16 protein-coding genes are annotated in these 14,074 nt (G+C 52.3%); 7 read left to right on the forward strand and 9 right to left on the reverse strand.

The window, feature by feature from the left end; translation table 11 throughout:
• Positions 1-72: 72 nt before the first annotated feature.
• The 3 genes from BLP47_RS00970 to BLP47_RS00980 are packed head-to-tail and all read left to right on the forward strand — an operon-like array spanning position 73 to position 3,687.
• Positions 73-1,113 carry an ABC transporter permease gene (locus BLP47_RS00970; RefSeq protein ID WP_091849517.1) on the forward strand — a complete coding sequence of 347 codons (1,041 nt, stop codon included), beginning with the start codon at positions 73-75 and terminating at the stop codon, positions 1,111-1,113.
• Complete coding sequence (locus BLP47_RS00975; protein WP_249883357.1) at positions 1,113-2,039, forward strand: ABC transporter permease; 927 nt, start codon at positions 1,113-1,115, stop codon at positions 2,037-2,039. Before BLP47_RS00970 ends, BLP47_RS00975 begins: the two co-directional genes overlap by 1 nt.
• A complete protein-coding gene (locus tag BLP47_RS00980; RefSeq protein ID WP_091849519.1) occupies positions 2,029-3,687 on the forward strand; it encodes an ABC transporter ATP-binding protein in 1,659 nt (552 codons plus the stop codon). The genes BLP47_RS00975 and BLP47_RS00980 overlap by 11 nt, the downstream gene beginning before the upstream one ends.
• Here the strand turns inward: BLP47_RS00980 and BLP47_RS00985 are convergent.
• Positions 3,684-4,262 carry a hypothetical protein gene (locus BLP47_RS00985; RefSeq protein ID WP_157671311.1) on the reverse strand — a complete coding sequence of 193 codons (579 nt, stop codon included), beginning with the start codon at positions 4,260-4,262 and terminating at the stop codon, positions 3,684-3,686. The genes BLP47_RS00980 and BLP47_RS00985 overlap by 4 nt on opposite strands.
• A gap of 52 nt (positions 4,263-4,314) precedes the next feature.
• On the opposite strand from BLP47_RS00985, the gene BLP47_RS00990 reads away from it, so the two are divergent.
• Together BLP47_RS00990 and BLP47_RS00995 are read left to right on the forward strand one after the other, a co-directional pair.
• On the forward strand, positions 4,315-4,818 hold the full coding sequence (locus BLP47_RS00990) for an HIRAN domain-containing protein (protein ID WP_091849523.1): 504 nt from the start codon (positions 4,315-4,317) through the stop codon (positions 4,816-4,818).
• Between the two features lie 45 nt (positions 4,819-4,863).
• Positions 4,864-5,310, forward strand: coding sequence for a hypothetical protein (locus BLP47_RS00995; RefSeq protein WP_091849525.1), 447 nt, complete (start codon positions 4,864-4,866; stop codon positions 5,308-5,310).
• Positions 5,311-5,331: 21 nt separating this feature from the next.
• On the opposite strand, the gene BLP47_RS01000 is transcribed toward BLP47_RS00995, so the two are convergent.
• Together BLP47_RS01000 and BLP47_RS01005 are read right to left on the reverse strand one after the other, a co-directional pair.
• Positions 5,332-6,618, reverse strand: coding sequence for an adenylosuccinate synthase (locus BLP47_RS01000; protein WP_091849527.1), 1,287 nt, complete (start codon positions 6,616-6,618; stop codon positions 5,332-5,334).
• 55 nt (positions 6,619-6,673) lie between these two features.
• Positions 6,674-7,339: a TrmH family RNA methyltransferase gene (locus BLP47_RS01005; RefSeq protein ID WP_091849529.1), complete on the reverse strand. Its 666-nt coding sequence runs from the start codon at positions 7,337-7,339 to the stop codon at positions 6,674-6,676.
• A gap of 29 nt (positions 7,340-7,368) precedes the next feature.
• On the opposite strand from BLP47_RS01005, the gene BLP47_RS01010 reads away from it, so the two are divergent.
• The gene (locus tag BLP47_RS01010) at positions 7,369-8,139 is read left to right on the forward strand and encodes an HAD-IIA family hydrolase (protein ID WP_091849531.1); all 771 of its coding nucleotides are present in this window, start codon (positions 7,369-7,371) and stop codon (positions 8,137-8,139) included.
• On the opposite strand, the gene BLP47_RS01015 is transcribed toward BLP47_RS01010, so the two are convergent.
• The 4 genes from BLP47_RS01015 to pyrE form a co-directional block, all read right to left on the reverse strand.
• Entirely contained in the window at positions 8,136-8,537 is a 402-nt protein-coding gene (locus BLP47_RS01015) for a type II toxin-antitoxin system VapC family toxin (protein ID WP_091849533.1), read from the reverse strand. The two genes, BLP47_RS01010 and BLP47_RS01015, sit on opposite strands and share 4 nt — an antisense overlap.
• Complete coding sequence (locus tag BLP47_RS01020) at positions 8,525-8,821, reverse strand: type II toxin-antitoxin system Phd/YefM family antitoxin (RefSeq protein ID WP_157671314.1); 297 nt, start codon at positions 8,819-8,821, stop codon at positions 8,525-8,527. The genes BLP47_RS01015 and BLP47_RS01020 overlap by 13 nt, the downstream gene beginning before the upstream one ends.
• An 84-nt stretch (positions 8,822-8,905) precedes the next feature.
• The gene (locus BLP47_RS01025; protein WP_091849537.1) at positions 8,906-10,129 is read right to left on the reverse strand and encodes an MFS transporter; all 1,224 of its coding nucleotides are present in this window, start codon (positions 10,127-10,129) and stop codon (positions 8,906-8,908) included.
• Between the two features lie 11 nt (positions 10,130-10,140).
• Entirely contained in the window at positions 10,141-10,701 is a 561-nt protein-coding gene (gene pyrE, locus BLP47_RS01030) for an orotate phosphoribosyltransferase (RefSeq protein WP_091849539.1), read from the reverse strand.
• Between the two features lie 15 nt (positions 10,702-10,716).
• Between pyrE and BLP47_RS01035 the strand changes: the two genes are divergently transcribed.
• Complete coding sequence (locus BLP47_RS01035; protein WP_091849541.1) at positions 10,717-11,496, forward strand: exodeoxyribonuclease III; 780 nt, start codon at positions 10,717-10,719, stop codon at positions 11,494-11,496.
• 10 nt (positions 11,497-11,506) lie between these two features.
• On the opposite strand, the gene BLP47_RS01040 is transcribed toward BLP47_RS01035, so the two are convergent.
• Positions 11,507-13,642, reverse strand: coding sequence for an ATP-dependent Clp protease ATP-binding subunit (locus BLP47_RS01040; RefSeq protein WP_091849542.1), 2,136 nt, complete (start codon positions 13,640-13,642; stop codon positions 11,507-11,509).
• Positions 13,642-14,052, reverse strand: coding sequence for a heat shock protein transcriptional repressor HspR (locus BLP47_RS01045; RefSeq protein WP_091849544.1), 411 nt, complete (start codon positions 14,050-14,052; stop codon positions 13,642-13,644). The genes BLP47_RS01040 and BLP47_RS01045 overlap by 1 nt, the downstream gene beginning before the upstream one ends.
• Positions 14,053-14,074: the final 22 nt, after the last annotated feature.

Consider the following 14,074-nt stretch of genomic DNA (forward strand, 5'->3'; position numbering starts at 1 on the left):
AAATCAGAATAGGGGCTGGGCACAGCGTGCCCGGCCCCTATTCATTAGAATCAAAACCTATCTAGGGGTGCGATGAGCAAGAAAACCGGCAGTAGCAGCCTGCTGAAGTATCTAGCGGTTCGATTCACCCTGATTTTCCCAACTATTTTAATTTTGGTCACAATGGTGTTTGTTGTGATGCGTGCAATTGGTGACCCGATCACCGCCGCCCTTGGTGGCAAATTAACCTCCGAAGAACTCGCAATAAGAATCACCGCGGCCGGTTATGACCGCCCGATTCTGGTTCAGTATTTTGAATACATCGGCCAGATTTTGCGTGGTGACTTTGGTTCGACTCTGACCACGAACCAACCTATTACTGCTTTATTGGGCACCTACGGCATGGCAACTTTGGAACTGGCCATCTATGCGATCTTTGTGGCAATTGTGGTCGGCGTGCCACTTGGCATGATCGCCGCTAAAAGGCGCGATACCGCAACCGATGCCGGCCTCAGATTCTTTGCAATTTTGGCCTATGCCACCCCCGTATTCTTTGTTGGCCTTTTACTAAAGCTGGTCTTTGCTGTGGCGTGGCCGATCTTGCCGGTCAATGGCCGCTCGAGTATAAACACCGAATTGGCCTTCACTTTGATGGACAACCCGACCGGGTTGTATCTAGTCGACGCAATTCGCCTCGGTGAACCCGAGTACATAGCAGACGTGCTTCGGCACGCGGTATTGCCGGGCCTGGCTCTGGGGCTTTTGACTGCCGGCATCTTCTTGAGACTTGTCCGCACCAACATGATTGGAACGCTGAACACCGAATATGTTGATGCTGCTCGCTCTCGCGGAGTATCTGAAACAAGACTCACCACCACCCATGCGCTAAGGCCCGCTCTGATTCCAATCATCACTGTGATTGGAATGCAGATTGCGGTGTTGCTCTCAGGGGCAGTGCTCACGGAAACCACCTTCGAGTGGAAGGGTTTGGGGTTCCAGCTCGCCCAATATCTAAATGCTCGCGACTATGTCGCGGTGCAGGGCATCGTCGCCTTGTTGGCAATAATTGTCGCGCTGACTAACTTTTTGGTCGACGTTATAGTCGCCCTAGTGGATCCCCGGGTGAAGTTCTGATGAAGATCTGGGATATCACCCCTTTCAAGCAGCTCAGAATGAGCTTTGGCGTGCAGCGGCTAATGCTGATTATCGGCCTTGCGATTGTGACCACATTCCTAATAATTGCTGCCCTTGCTCCCTTACTAGCCCCCTACGGTTTCGCGCAGCTGCAATTCGAGAACGGCGACTACTTCGGCGCCCAGCAGGCGCCTAATAGCTTGCACCTATTTGGGACCACCGTTGGCGGTTACGATGTGTTCTCTAGGGTTATTTGGGGAACCCAAACCGCGGTCCTGGTGATCGTGCTGGCGGTCGTGCTTTCGATATTTATCGGGGTAATTTTGGGCCTAATCTCTGGCTACTTTGGTGGTTGGATTGACCGGGTAATGGTTTTGGTGGCCGATGCGGTTTACGCCTTCCCGTCCCTACTTTTGGCAATTGCGCTTTCGATCGTGATCTCAGGAGGGCGCTCGGGTCTATTTACCGGAATCCTGGCGGCCGCCGCTTCGATCACGGTTTTATTCATCCCGCAGTACTTCCGTGCGGTGCGGGCCGAGACCCTTCGGGTGAAACAAGAGGCCTTTGTTGAATCGGCCAGGGTATTGGGCGCTTCCAATGCGCGCATTTTGGCAAAACATATATTTAGAAACACCACCAGAACCCTGCCTCTTATTTTCACCCTGAATGCATCCGAGGCAATTTTGACCCTGGCTGGTTTGGGGTTCTTGGGTTTTGGCATCGACCCAACAATGGGCGCCGAGTGGGGCTATGACCTAAACCGAGCGGTGAGCGATGTTTCTGCTGGCATCTGGTGGACAGCGATATTCCCAGGTGTGGCGATCGTCTTAGTGGTGATGGGTAACACGCTGGTCGGCGAGAGCCTGAACGACTTGGCTGACCCTCGACTGCGTGCAAGAAAGGTTGGTGACACTCATGCCGAATGATGAGCTTCTGAAAATTGAAGATCTGAAGGTGAGCTTTGCCACCGACCAAGGCATGGTCACGGCTCTCAAGGGCATCAGCCTTAGCGTCTCGCCGGGAGAGATTCTGGCGATCGTTGGCGAATCTGGCTCTGGTAAGTCGGTCACCTCAAAATCGATTCTTCGCATGCTCCCAGAAACCGCCTTTGCTACCGGTGCGGTAATGCTGAATGGGCAGAATATGATCGCCTTGAGCCCTAAAGAGCTCCGCATGGCCCGCGGCACCTCTGCCGCGATGGTTTTCCAGGAGCCCTCAACTGCGCTGAACCCAGTGTTTCCTGTGGGCTGGCAGATTGCCGAGGGGCTCAGGGCCCACAAGGTCGATGGCAAAAGAATGAGCAAGAAACAGGCTCGAGCAAAAGCCATCGAGATGCTCGAGAAGGTCGGTATCCCCGACGCCAAAAAGCGAATTGATTATTTTCCCCACCAGTTCTCTGGTGGTCAAAAACAGCGCATCGTTATTGCGTCAGCTTTGGCCCTAGAGCCCAAGTTGATTATTGCCGACGAGCCAACAACGGCACTTGATGTCACCGTCCAAGCCGAGATCTTGGACCTGCTGAGAATTTGCCGTGATGAGCTTGGCGCATCGATTCTTTTAATCACCCACAACATGGGTGTCGTGGCGGATTTAGCGGATCGCGTGGCGGTGATGCTAGACGGCGAGATTGTCGAACAGGGCGAGATTAGACAGGTGTTTAATAACCCGGTAGCCGATTACACAAAAAAGCTCCTAGCAGCCGTGCCGCGCATCAGAACCACAGAACGAGAGATGCCTGAGTTATCAACCGAGCTCATGGTTAGTGCCAAAGACCTAGTCATCGAGTACCCGGGTCGACTAAACACTCCCGCCTTCAAGGCGGTCAAAGCCGTTAACTTTGAGATTGCGGCTGGCGAAGTAGTCGGCTTGGTCGGAGAATCCGGTAGCGGTAAGACCACTTTGGGTCGAGCAATTGCGGGGCTAACCAGGGCCACAAGCGGCTCACTCGAGGTTTTAGGCCACCAAATGGTCGGCTTCAAAGAACATAAGTTTCGTCCACTACGCGAACAAATCGGCTTCGTTTTTCAGGATCCAGCCTCGAGCTTTAACCCCCTACTGAAAGTCGGTGAGTGCATCAGAGAACCGCTAGCCATCCACCGCAAATCGCTGTCTGAAAAACAACTCCAAGAGCGAGTTGCAGAGCTACTGGATGCTGTTCAATTGCCTAAAGAGTTTGCCGATCGCTTCCCGCACGAACTCTCCGGCGGTCAGCGCCAGCGGGCTTCTTTAGCCAGGGCGCTGGCTCTTGAACCCAAGCTTGTGATTGCCGATGAACCGACCAGCGCGCTGGATGTCTCGGTGCAGGCAAAAGTGTTGGAGCTCTTTGCCCAGTTGCAACAGGAGCTAGGGTTTGCAGCGCTATTCATTACCCATGACCTAGCGGTGGTAAGCCAGGTTGCTGAGCGAGTCCTTGTGATGCATCAGGGCAACCTAGTTGAATCAGGATCTGCGGTAAGGGTGCTAACCAACCCAACTGCCGATTACACGAAGCGACTTTTGGCCTCTCACCCGGTTCCTGACCCTGATCTCCAGCGCGAACACCGCGAACTACTGAGGTCCTTGCGGAACAACTAGTTCCAGATGGTTCGAAGCGGGAACCTGAGGTACTCAGCTTTGGCCTCTAGGTTTGGGTTTCTCCAAGCCAAATCATCAGCCAACTCGGCAAGAGATGCCCAAAAGAAAACGGTTATTAAATCCACGCTCAAATAACTAATGGTGTCTCCTGGAAACGCCTTAGCTAGAAACCTTCTTAGTAGCGGTGGGATGTCCCCCAGGCCATGCTCATGAAGTTGAGCTCTAACCTCAAGCTCTAGGTGCCGGGCTCGCTTTGGATTCCAAATAAGAGCTGGGGATGGGTAGTGCAGCATCTCGCTGAGCTGCAGCGCCTCTCGATACCTCACATCCTCCAGTCGATCAAAGAGCGGAACGAAGCGCTCCATCTCATAGCCGGCTTTGCGCAAATCTAAAATATCTGGGAACGCCACGAAGCGGTAGAAGGGAACGTGGGGTCTTACCGGCTGATAGGGCAAGGATGTGAAGCTCGCGGCCAAGGGGTCAATCCCCACCGAAGCCGCTCCCCAGGTATTAAAAGCCTCATCCGGGTAGGGGATCTTCTCCAGCTCTTCTGGGGTGGGAATTGAATCGGTCACGTCTAATTGTCTGTCACTCGAGGTAGCTTTTGTTGTGAAAAGAGGGGGAATTGTGGAATTCATTATCTTTGGACTTCTGCTGTGGTTCTTTATCTCCAGAAGCCAGAAAAAGAAGCTGAAAAAGGCTGGCCAAAAAGCATCCAGGTCGATTGCTCAAGAACAAGCTCGCTACGACAAATACGTGAATAGTCTTCCCACTCTTAGGGGTGATGGAAGTTACTCTCAAGAGGTCAGAGGTGAGTTTGCCTATAAAGAGATGCTCGATAACTTTGGTGGCTGGCTCAGAGACAAACATCCTGGTAAGGATGAGATATGGGTGATTCTTGAAACCGAACCCAACAACATCCACGACCCAAATGCGGTGCGCATCGAAACCGGTCAGGCCACAGTGGGCTACATACCGCGCGAAGAGGCTCATGGCTTTGGCAAAGAGCTCGAGCAATTCAATGGTCGCGCTAGGTGCAGCGCAAGGTTTTACTGGGATGAGTTTGGTAGCAAAAGCTCACTAACACTTGATGTGATTAGGCCGCTCACGAGAGATAAATTGGTTCTCTGATTTGCGATTCTTGCGAATTTCGTTTCTTGCGATTATTATGTGCACATGCGCCTAAAACTTAGTTCAAACCCCAACCTCAAACTAACCCCCGCACTTCGAATAAGCAGCTCTTCCAATTTAGGCATCACTCTTGACGGCGAAGTCCTAGATCTTGGGGAAGCTTTCAATTCAGCGCTTTTGAAAATTGCCCAGGAGGTCATTGCTGGAAATGAAATCACTGTCACTTCAGAGACCGCCCTTCTAACTTCGCAACAGGCAGCCGAATTTATTGGAGTATCCCGCCCAACATTAATAAAACTGCTTGAGGAATTCCAAACGCCCATTAAGTCGACCGGGAGCCACAGGCGAATTCGCTTCTCTGATTTATTGGTACTTGAGGACCAATTGAGAGACAAGAGGGAAGTGGCGTTCAAGCAACTAATCGAAATCAGTGAAAAGGCTGGACTTTACGACCTTACAAATGATGGGTTCAACCCACTACTGAAGTCCTGACAAAAAACCTAGACCCTGAGACTAGCCCAACATGTCATGACGGACGATGGTCGCATTGCGATCAGGTCCGACGCCAATAGCGCTGATTCTGGTTCCGCTCATCTTTTCTAGCGCCAAAACATATTCTTGGGCTGTCCTTGGGAGGCCCTCAAACGTTGTGACACCGGTAATGTCCTCGGTCCAGCCGGGGAACATTTCATAGATTGGCTTGGCATGGTGGAAATCGGTTTGAGACACCGGGATTTCCTCGGTGCGAACACCGTCAACATCATAGGCAACACAAACCGGAATTTCTTTTAGACCGGTTAGGACATCCAACTTGGTCAAAAAGATGTCGGTTAGGCCATTGATCCGGGTGGCATATTTGGCAATGGGAGCATCGAACCAACCGCAACGGCGGTTGCGCCCGGTGGTAACACCAACCTCGTGCCCAACGGTCCTTAGGAATTCGCCCATGTCATCAAACAGCTCGGTTGGGAAAGGGCCTGAGCCAACCCTGGTGGTGTAGGCCTTGAGAATTCCAATGACACCGGTGATCTTGGTTGGCCCGATTCCCGAACCGGTGGTTGCACCACCGGCGGTTGGGTTAGAAGAAGTCACAAATGGGTAGGTTCCGTGGTCGACATCCAAGAGGGTTCCTTGGCCGCCCTCCAGCAGTACAGTTTTGCCATCAGTCAAAGCATTATTCAAGACCAATGAGGTGTCCTTGACCATTGGCCTAAGGCGCTCAGCGAAAGAAAGCAGGTGTTCGACAACCTCTTCAGGCTTAACCGCTGCGCGGTTATAGAGCTTGACCAAGATGTCATTTTTCTGAACCAGCGCCGCTTCAACCTTTTGCAACAAAATGCTCGGGTCGAATAGGTCCTGGACTCGGATACCGAGTCTGCCCATTTTGTCGCCGTAGGTGGGGCCAATGCCGCGGCCAGTGGTACCAATCGCCCGCTTACCTAAAAAGCGCTCCGAGACCTTGTCGATTGTGACGTGATAGGGGGTGATGATGTGGGCATTAGAAGAAATAATCAGCTTCGAGGTGTCTACGCCCTTGTCGTTCAGGCCGTCAATCTCGCGGAAGAGAACCTCGAGGTCAATCACGACGCCATTGCCAATAACTGGCACAACTTTTGGGGTCAAGATGCCGGAGGGCAAAAGGTGAAGTGCGAACTTTTTATCACCAATTACTACGGTGTGGCCAGCGTTATTGCCACCCTGGTAGCGAACTACGTAATCGACTCTGTCGCCAAGAAGGTCTGTGGCCTTGCCTTTGCCTTCATCGCCCCACTGGGCACCAACTAGAACTACTGCGGGCATGCTTATCCCTTTCCTAAAACTGCGGGGATCTTTGGGCTAACGGCCCTTTTAGAGTCTACCCAAAAACGTGCTGCATAACCCAGGTGTGCATGGTTATTGCAGCGGCTGCCGAGGCATTAATTGATCTTGTAGAACCAAACTGCGTAATCTCCAAAACCATATCCGCAGCATCTAGAGCCTCTTGAGAAAGTCCGGGGCCTTCTTGACCAAATAGGAAAACGCATTCTTTGGGTAGTTCCACGTTTTCAATTTGCTTGCAGCCCGGCACGTTGTCGATTGCGATTATTGGAAGTTTGCCACCATCGGCTGCTCCGGTCTTTGCCCACTGCACAAAATCCTCAATTGTGGGGATGTGCCTCACGTGCTGATAGCGATCGGTGACCATTGCACCGCGTCGATTCCAGCGCCTGTTGCCGACGATGTGGACCTCCTTGGACAAAAAGGCATTGGCAGTTCGCACTATCGAACCGATGTTCAAATCGTGTTGCCAGTTCTCAATTGCCACGTGATAAGGGTGGCGGTGAGTATCAAGCTCGGCGACGATTGCAGCCATGGACCAATAGCGATAATGGTCAATCACGTTTCTGGTGTCCCCGTTCGCCAAAAGTTCGGGGTCGAACTTCTCAAAATCGGGGTGGGAGGAATCAGGCAGTTCACCCTGCCACGGGCCGACCCCCCAGGTTGATTGCTCATGGGTACCGGTTGGATTCTCTTCACTCACTCTCCAAAGCCTAGAGCTAGGCTTTGGGTATGACTGACCGATCTCATATTCTCAGCTGGCTCACCGACATGGACGGGGTGCTTTGGCACGAAGGTAGAGCGATTCCTGGCGCCCCAGAATTGATTCAAAAGTGGACTCAAGAGGGCACTCCTTTTCTGGTACTAACCAATAACTCGATCTACACCCCAAGGGACCTAGCCGCAAGGCTGCAAGCCGGTGGCCTCGATGTTCCTGAGGAGCGCATCTACACTTCAGCACTAGCAACCGCGGATTTCATTAAGAGCCAAAAACCCAATGGCAGTGCTTTTGTGATTGGCGAGTCTGGTCTAACTACTGCGATGCATGAAATCGGTTATGTGATGACCGAAGTGAACCCCGACTACATGGTTTTGGGTGAAACCAGAAACCTCAGCTTTGACTCTCTCACCAAGGCAGTCCGACTGATCAATAAAGGTGCGAGATTCATCGCCACCAACCCCGATGTGACCGGGCCTTCCGCTGATGGACCAATTCCAGCCACCGGTTCGGTGGCAGCGTTGATAACTGCAGCCACCGGCAAAGCTCCATATATTGTTGGCAAACCAAACCCGATGATGTTCCGCTCTGCGATGCGCAAGATCGATGCCCACTCCAAGTCCACCGGAATGATAGGTGACCGCATGGATACTGACGTGGTGGCGGGGATCGAAGCGGGCCTTTACACGATTCTGGTTAGAACCGGTATCTCAGATGATGCGGAAATCGCCAAGTACCCCTTTAGACCCACGGAGATTATGGATTCGGTGGCGAACCTAATCTAAAAGCGCACCTTAAGGCCCGGGAGTGACTCAAAGCCGGCTTTTTGATCCAATGTCAAAAGCTCTGCATCAAGAAAAATGCTGGTTGCAGCTATCCACAAATCATTAGCACCTCGCGGTTTTCCAGAGCGTCGGCAAAAAAGAGCCAACTCTGCGTAAATCTCGCCTATTTTTTGGTTGATTGGCACAAACTCAGCCAGTCCCAATACGGCTGTCGAAAAATCTCGCGTGAATTGTCTTTGCTCTAGGCTTCTGGAGCTATCCAGGGCCGGCGTTATTATCTCCGCATAGACCACGGCTGGCAAATAATAATCATCTGCTTCATTGATGTCGATGAGACTTACTAGGCCCTGGCGATTCAGGCTTATCCAAACAGAGCTATCCGGAACTACTCTGCCCATGGGTCTTTGTGCTCCGGGTCACCAATTAGGTTATGAGGCGCACGTCTTTCGGCCAATATCTCTTGGTAAAGCGCATAGGTTTCGTCATCCATCGGCTCGTGCTCAGCCTGCCATTTATTCATAAAGGCCAGCAGGGCTGCTCCGTTTGGAACCTTTTTCTCCGGAGTGATTCTGGCGATCACCTTTTTACCCCGAGTAATTTCAATTTCAGCACCAGCCTCAACCGAATCGAGCACGGCACTGAAATTCCTTGCCACCTCGGTGGCAGACATTTCCTTTTTCATATGTATCAGATTATCTGATTTATTCTGTTCAATCAATAACATGACCAAATGATGAACGAATTTGAACCCTTTCGGGAGTTGAAATCAAGAGCTGTGGATAACCTCGGAATCCAGCTGCTTGATGTATTTATTACTTGAAACTAGTGCCGCGGAAATCAGCACGCAGACGCCCAAGACGAAATAGACCGCCTTCACGCCAAAAGCGTCGGCTGCCACCCCGACAATCGCCATCGAAATCATCGGCCCACCGGACCAAATCGCCATCTCTAGGGCGAACACTCGACCGCGCTTATTAGCCGGGATCTGTTTTTGAATAACGGTATTGAGAAGAGGTAATAGCGGCCCCCATGCCCCTCCAAGCAAGATTCCAAAGCCAATCATCCAAGGCAAACTAGGCAGTTGACTCATTGGGATCATCGCGATTGCTACGCCGAGAATTCCGATTCGCAATATGTTGCCGTAGCTGACGCGCTTATGGATTTGCTCGAAGAACAGTGCTCCGAATACCGCAGCCCCGGCCATTGCCGAAATTATTATGCCGAGCGCTGTGGGGTCTTCAAGTTTTGTGTAGGCCGCTGGCAATAGCACCATCTCGGTTGGCAGGTAAATCAAAGCCAGAGTGAGAATCGCACTCATTAGAAGAAGGACTGCCGGGGTTGCAAAAAGAATCTTGATGCCCTGCATCGCGTAAATATGGAACGGCTCGTCTTCACCCGAATCGTTTGGCTCGTGCTGCTCTACCACCCTAATAAACGAGGCAAAGATGGCTGATAGAAAGCCGAAGCCCGCCACCACCCAAAAGGTATTTGCCGAACCAATAAAGGCGATGCAGAAAGAGGCGAGCGCCGGCCCGATTGCAAACCCAGATGCAAAGACGGCCTCGTGGATTGAGTTTGCTCGATCCAGAGTCATCTTGCCCGCAGCCGCCACATCTGGAACTATCGACTTCCGAGCGGTTGAGGCGCCAGGGTGAACCATCGCGCGCAAAATGCCAACCACTATCAAGATCGGCAGCGATAGCTCCCAGAAACCAGCGGCAATGGGAATCATGATTGATGTTAGAAACGTCAGCAGTTCGGCCCAAATGGCCATTCTTTTTCTGCCGAACTTATCGATAATTGAGCCGAGCACTGGTGCAAATAGCAAGCCGGGTATAGCGCTAACCGCCACCACCAGCCCCGCCAAACCAGCTGAGCCGGTGATTTCAAGAGCAATCCAAGGGATTGCAATGAACACCATTGCTCCAGAGATAACGCTCGATACTGAAGCTAACTGGGTGAATATAAAGGGCGCTAACCTGCGCTGCACTTTTACCTCTTCTATAACCCCAGGTCACCCAAAGTGATCGCTGTGAGATAAGGATAACCAGCATTTTCAATTGCCTGCCTTGCCCCGGTGTCACGATCAACCACCGTTGCAATTGCGACCACGGTTGCACCAGCTTGAACCAGCGCTTCGGCTGCGGTTAGCGGTGATCCCCCGGTGGTTGAGGTGTCCTCCAAAACCACTACCTTTTTGCCCGAAACACTTGGACCTTCAACCTGGCGACCCATACCGTGGGCCTTGGCTTGCTTGCGAACCACAAATGCATCAAGTGCTAGACCTCGGGCGGCGCCCTGGTGCAGCATCGCGGTTGCCACCGGGTCTGCGCCCATGGTCAGGCCTCCAACGCATTCCACATTACTCAAGCCGTTTTGCTCAAGTAAATCAAGCATCACATTGCCAATCAGAGGAGCCGCTTCGTGGTGCAGGGTGGCCCTGCGCAAATCAACGTAATAGTCGGCTTCAAGACCAGAAGATAAGGTCACCTTGCCGTGCACTACGGCAAGGTCCTTTATTAGCTCTAAAAGACGCGGTTTAGATTCGGATGCAAAAGTCATGGTTAGAGTTTAGGGATGCTGATTGCCACCTGGAACGTGAACTCGATAAGAGCAAGAGTCAACCGAGTAGTTGCCTTTTTGGAGCGCACCGGCGTTGATGTCTTGGGCATGCAGGAAATCAAGTGCAAGCCGGAGCAATTCCCCTACGCCGAGTTCGAGGCGATTGGCTATAAAGTCATTGCTCACGGTCTAAACCAGTGGAACGGGGTGGCATTTGCGTATAAGGCTCACCTTGACCCACAAGACATCGAAATGGAATTCGCTCAACAGCCGAGCTTCAAGGACGTGGTTGAAGCTAGGGCCATTGGTGCAACCTTTAACGGCGTGAGAATATGGTCGGTCTATGTGCCAAACGGCAGAGCACTGGATGACCCCCACATGCAATATAAGTTGGAGTTTCTGGACCGACTAGCTGCCACCACGGCTGAACAGCTCGAAATGGATCCCGATTTAGAAATCACGTTACTAGGGGATTTCAACGTGGCACCCTTGGACAGCGATGTCTACGACCTTTCGATGTTTGAAACCCACATTTCTGAGCCGGAGCGCCAAGCATTCGAGGCCTTTGAGCAGATTGGCCTCACCGATAAGGTCCGCGAATTACTCCCCGGCTCCTATACCTACTGGGACTATAAAGAGCTCTGCTTCCCCAAAAACAACGGCATGAGGATCGACTTTGTGCTCACCTCAGAAACTCTCACAAATCGAATTCAAAGTGCCTCAATTGAGCGCGAAGAGCGAAAAGGAGAAGGTCCAAGCGACCATGTTCCAGTGGTTATCGAGCTTTCCGACTAAGACAGCCCAATCATTGCGCGCTTACTGCAAGGTGCTCGCCCGAAGAATCGACATCTACCTTCACGACGCTCCCATCGATTGCTGAGCCCGATAGCAAAAGGTTTGCCAACCTGTCATCAATCTCGCGTTGCATGAGTCGGCGTAATGGCCTTGCTCCATAGATTGGGTCATAACCGTGCTCAGCTAACCAGCGCCTTGCGGCCGGGGTAACACCCAGTGATAGTCGCTTTGGCTCTAGCCGCTCCACGAGCTTGTCAACACTCAGATCAACGATGAACCCGAGCTGCTCGATAGTCAGTGAGTCAAAGATGACAATGTCATCGAGGCGATTCAAAAACTCCGGCTTGAAGGCGCTTCTCACCGTGCTCATTACCGCCTGGCGTTTTTGAACTTGGCTTAGTTCTTGATCAATCAAGAACTGCGACCCTAGGTTCGAGGTCATGATCAGAATTACGTTTCTAAAGTCAACAGTCCTTCCTTGGCCATCTGTGAGTCGGCCATCATCCAGCACCTGCAATAGAACATCAAAGACCTCCGGGTGAGCCTTTTCGACCTCGTCGAATAGCACAACCGAATAGGGCCTGCGCCTAACAGCTTCGGTGAGCTGACCGCCTTCGCCATAACCGACATAGCCCGGAGGGGCACCAATTAGTCGGCTGACGCTGTGTTTTTCGCCGTATTCGCTCATGTCAATGCGAACCATCGATTTTTCATCGTCAAATAAAAAATGCGCCAAGCTCTTTGCCAACTCGGTCTTGCCGACACCGGTGGGGCCCAAAAATAGGAAAGACCCGGTTGGTCTATCGGGGTCCGAGATGCCGGCCTTGGTTCGGCGCACCGCATCACTTACGGTTTTCACAGCCGCCTCCTGGCCAATTAGTCGTTTGCCCAACTCACGCTCTAAGTGCAGAAGCTTTTGACTCTCGCCAGCCAGTAACCTGCCGGTTGGAATACCGGTCCATGCAGAAACTACGGCCGCTATCTCATCCTCGGAAACCTGATCACCGACCATTCGGTCTTCCGACTTGGTTTCATTTTCGGCACGCTCCGCCTCAAAGAGCTGCTTCTCTAAACCTGGAATCTCGCCATAGAGCAGCTTTGAAGCCTGCTCTAGGTTTCCCTCGCGCTGAGCCTTCTCAGCTGCGATTCGTAAAGCATCGAGCTTCGTTTTTAGATCGCCGATTTTGTTGAGTTCGGCACGTTCTTTTTCCCAGCGAGCGTTTAGGTCGTTGAGTCTTTCTTGTTTTTCGGCGAGGTCCTCTTGAAGTTTCTCGAGTCTTTGCTTGGAAGCTTCGTCTTTCTCTTTTTTCAAGGCCAATTCTTCTAGCTTGAGCCGGTCGACCTGGCGCCTGAGCTCGTCTATTTCAACCGGCGCAGAGTCAATCTCCATTCGAAGCCTGGAGGCTGCTTCATCCATCAGGTCGATTGCCTTATCGGGCAATTGCCTGCCGGTGATGTAGCGGTTGGAAAGCTGGGCTGCTGCAATCAGTGCACTGTCGGCAATGGTTACTTTGTGGTGGGCTTCATAGCGCTCTTTTAGGCCACGAAGAATCGCCACCGTGTCATCAACCGTTGGTTCCCCAACGAACACCTGCTGGAAGCGACGTTCCAGGGCGCTGTCTTTTTCAATTCTGGTTCGATACTCATCCAGAGTCGTTGCTCCAATCAGCCGAAGCTCACCCCTTGCGAGCATCGGCTTGAGCATGTTTGAGGCGTCCATTGCACCATCTGCAGCGCCTGCACCAACCAGATTATGCAACTCGTCGATAAAGGTAATTATTTGGCCTTGGGCGTCTTGAATCTCTTTCAAAACGGCCTTTAGTCGCTCTTCAAACTCGCCGCGAAACTTAGAGCCGGCGACCATGGCACCTAAATCCAAGCTAATTAGAGTCTTGCCCTTGAGGCTCTCTGGAACATCTCCCGCCACAATTCGCTGCGCCAGACCCTCCACCACAGCGGTCTTACCCACTCCGGGCTCACCAATCAAAACCGGGTTGTTCTTGGTTCTGCGAGAAAGCACTTGGCTCACGCGGCGAATCTCAGCGTCGCGGCCAATCACCGGGTCGAGCTTGCCCGATCTTGCTATTGCAGTCAGGTCTACTCCAAAGCTTTCGAGGGCGGTTTTTTGTTCTTGTTGTTCAGGCATTATTTTCTCCTCCAAAGCACGATCGACCCGGAGCGCTCTGGGCGCTGGCCGGGGTTGAGCCTTATTACCCCTTGATCGCCAGCGGCAAACACCCTCTTGCCTGGCTGGCTCATAATTTGATCGGCGAGCTCACGCTCTAGGTCTCGAACTCTCTGATTGAGTTCGGAATTTTCATTGACTAACTCCAGAACCCTGCGGATTCCCTCAAGAGACACCCCCTCTTGGGATAGCCGGGCAATCTCACGGAGCCTTGCAACGTCACGCATCGTGTAGCGACGCGATTTACCCTCGGTTCGGGTGGGACAAACCAAACCAAGCCGGTCATATTGCCTGAGGGTCTGGGGATGCATCTGGGCCAGCTCCGCGGCAACCGAAATCACAAAAAGCGGAGTGGTTTCACTGAGCTCCATGATGGTTCCTTTCGTTTAGAGC

The organism is Candidatus Aquiluna sp. UB-MaderosW2red, assembly GCF_900100865.1.
Classification (GTDB): Bacteria; Actinomycetota; Actinomycetes; order Actinomycetales; family Microbacteriaceae; genus Aquiluna.

What these genes read in the sequence shown, in the direction of transcription:
- BLP47_RS00970 (WP_091849517.1), top strand. Translation starts at nt 73, where the DNA reads ATGAGCAAGAAAACCGGCAGTAGCAGCCTGCTGAAGTATCTAGCGGTT.
- BLP47_RS00975 (WP_249883357.1), top strand. Translation starts at nt 1,113, where the DNA reads ATGAAGATCTGGGATATCACCCCTTTCAAGCAGCTCAGAATGAGCTTT.
- BLP47_RS00980 (WP_091849519.1), top strand. Translation starts at nt 2,029, where the DNA reads ATGCCGAATGATGAGCTTCTGAAAATTGAAGATCTGAAGGTGAGCTTT.
- BLP47_RS00995 (WP_091849525.1), top strand. Translation starts at nt 4,864, where the DNA reads ATGCGCCTAAAACTTAGTTCAAACCCCAACCTCAAACTAACCCCCGCA.
- BLP47_RS01000 (WP_091849527.1), bottom strand. Translation starts at nt 6,618, where the DNA reads ATGCCCGCAGTAGTTCTAGTTGGTGCCCAGTGGGGCGATGAAGGCAAA.
- BLP47_RS01010 (WP_091849531.1), top strand. Translation starts at nt 7,369, where the DNA reads ATGACTGACCGATCTCATATTCTCAGCTGGCTCACCGACATGGACGGG.
- BLP47_RS01015 (WP_091849533.1), bottom strand. Translation starts at nt 8,537, where the DNA reads ATGGGCAGAGTAGTTCCGGATAGCTCTGTTTGGATAAGCCTGAATCGC.
- BLP47_RS01020 (WP_157671314.1), bottom strand. Translation starts at nt 8,821, where the DNA reads ATGAAAAAGGAAATGTCTGCCACCGAGGTGGCAAGGAATTTCAGTGCC.
- pyrE (WP_091849539.1), bottom strand. Translation starts at nt 10,701, where the DNA reads ATGACTTTTGCATCCGAATCTAAACCGCGTCTTTTAGAGCTAATAAAG.
- BLP47_RS01035 (WP_091849541.1), top strand. Translation starts at nt 10,717, where the DNA reads ATGCTGATTGCCACCTGGAACGTGAACTCGATAAGAGCAAGAGTCAAC.
- BLP47_RS01040 (WP_091849542.1), bottom strand. Translation starts at nt 13,642, where the DNA reads ATGCCTGAACAACAAGAACAAAAAACCGCCCTCGAAAGCTTTGGAGTA.
- BLP47_RS01045 (WP_091849544.1), bottom strand. Translation starts at nt 14,052, where the DNA reads ATGGAGCTCAGTGAAACCACTCCGCTTTTTGTGATTTCGGTTGCCGCG.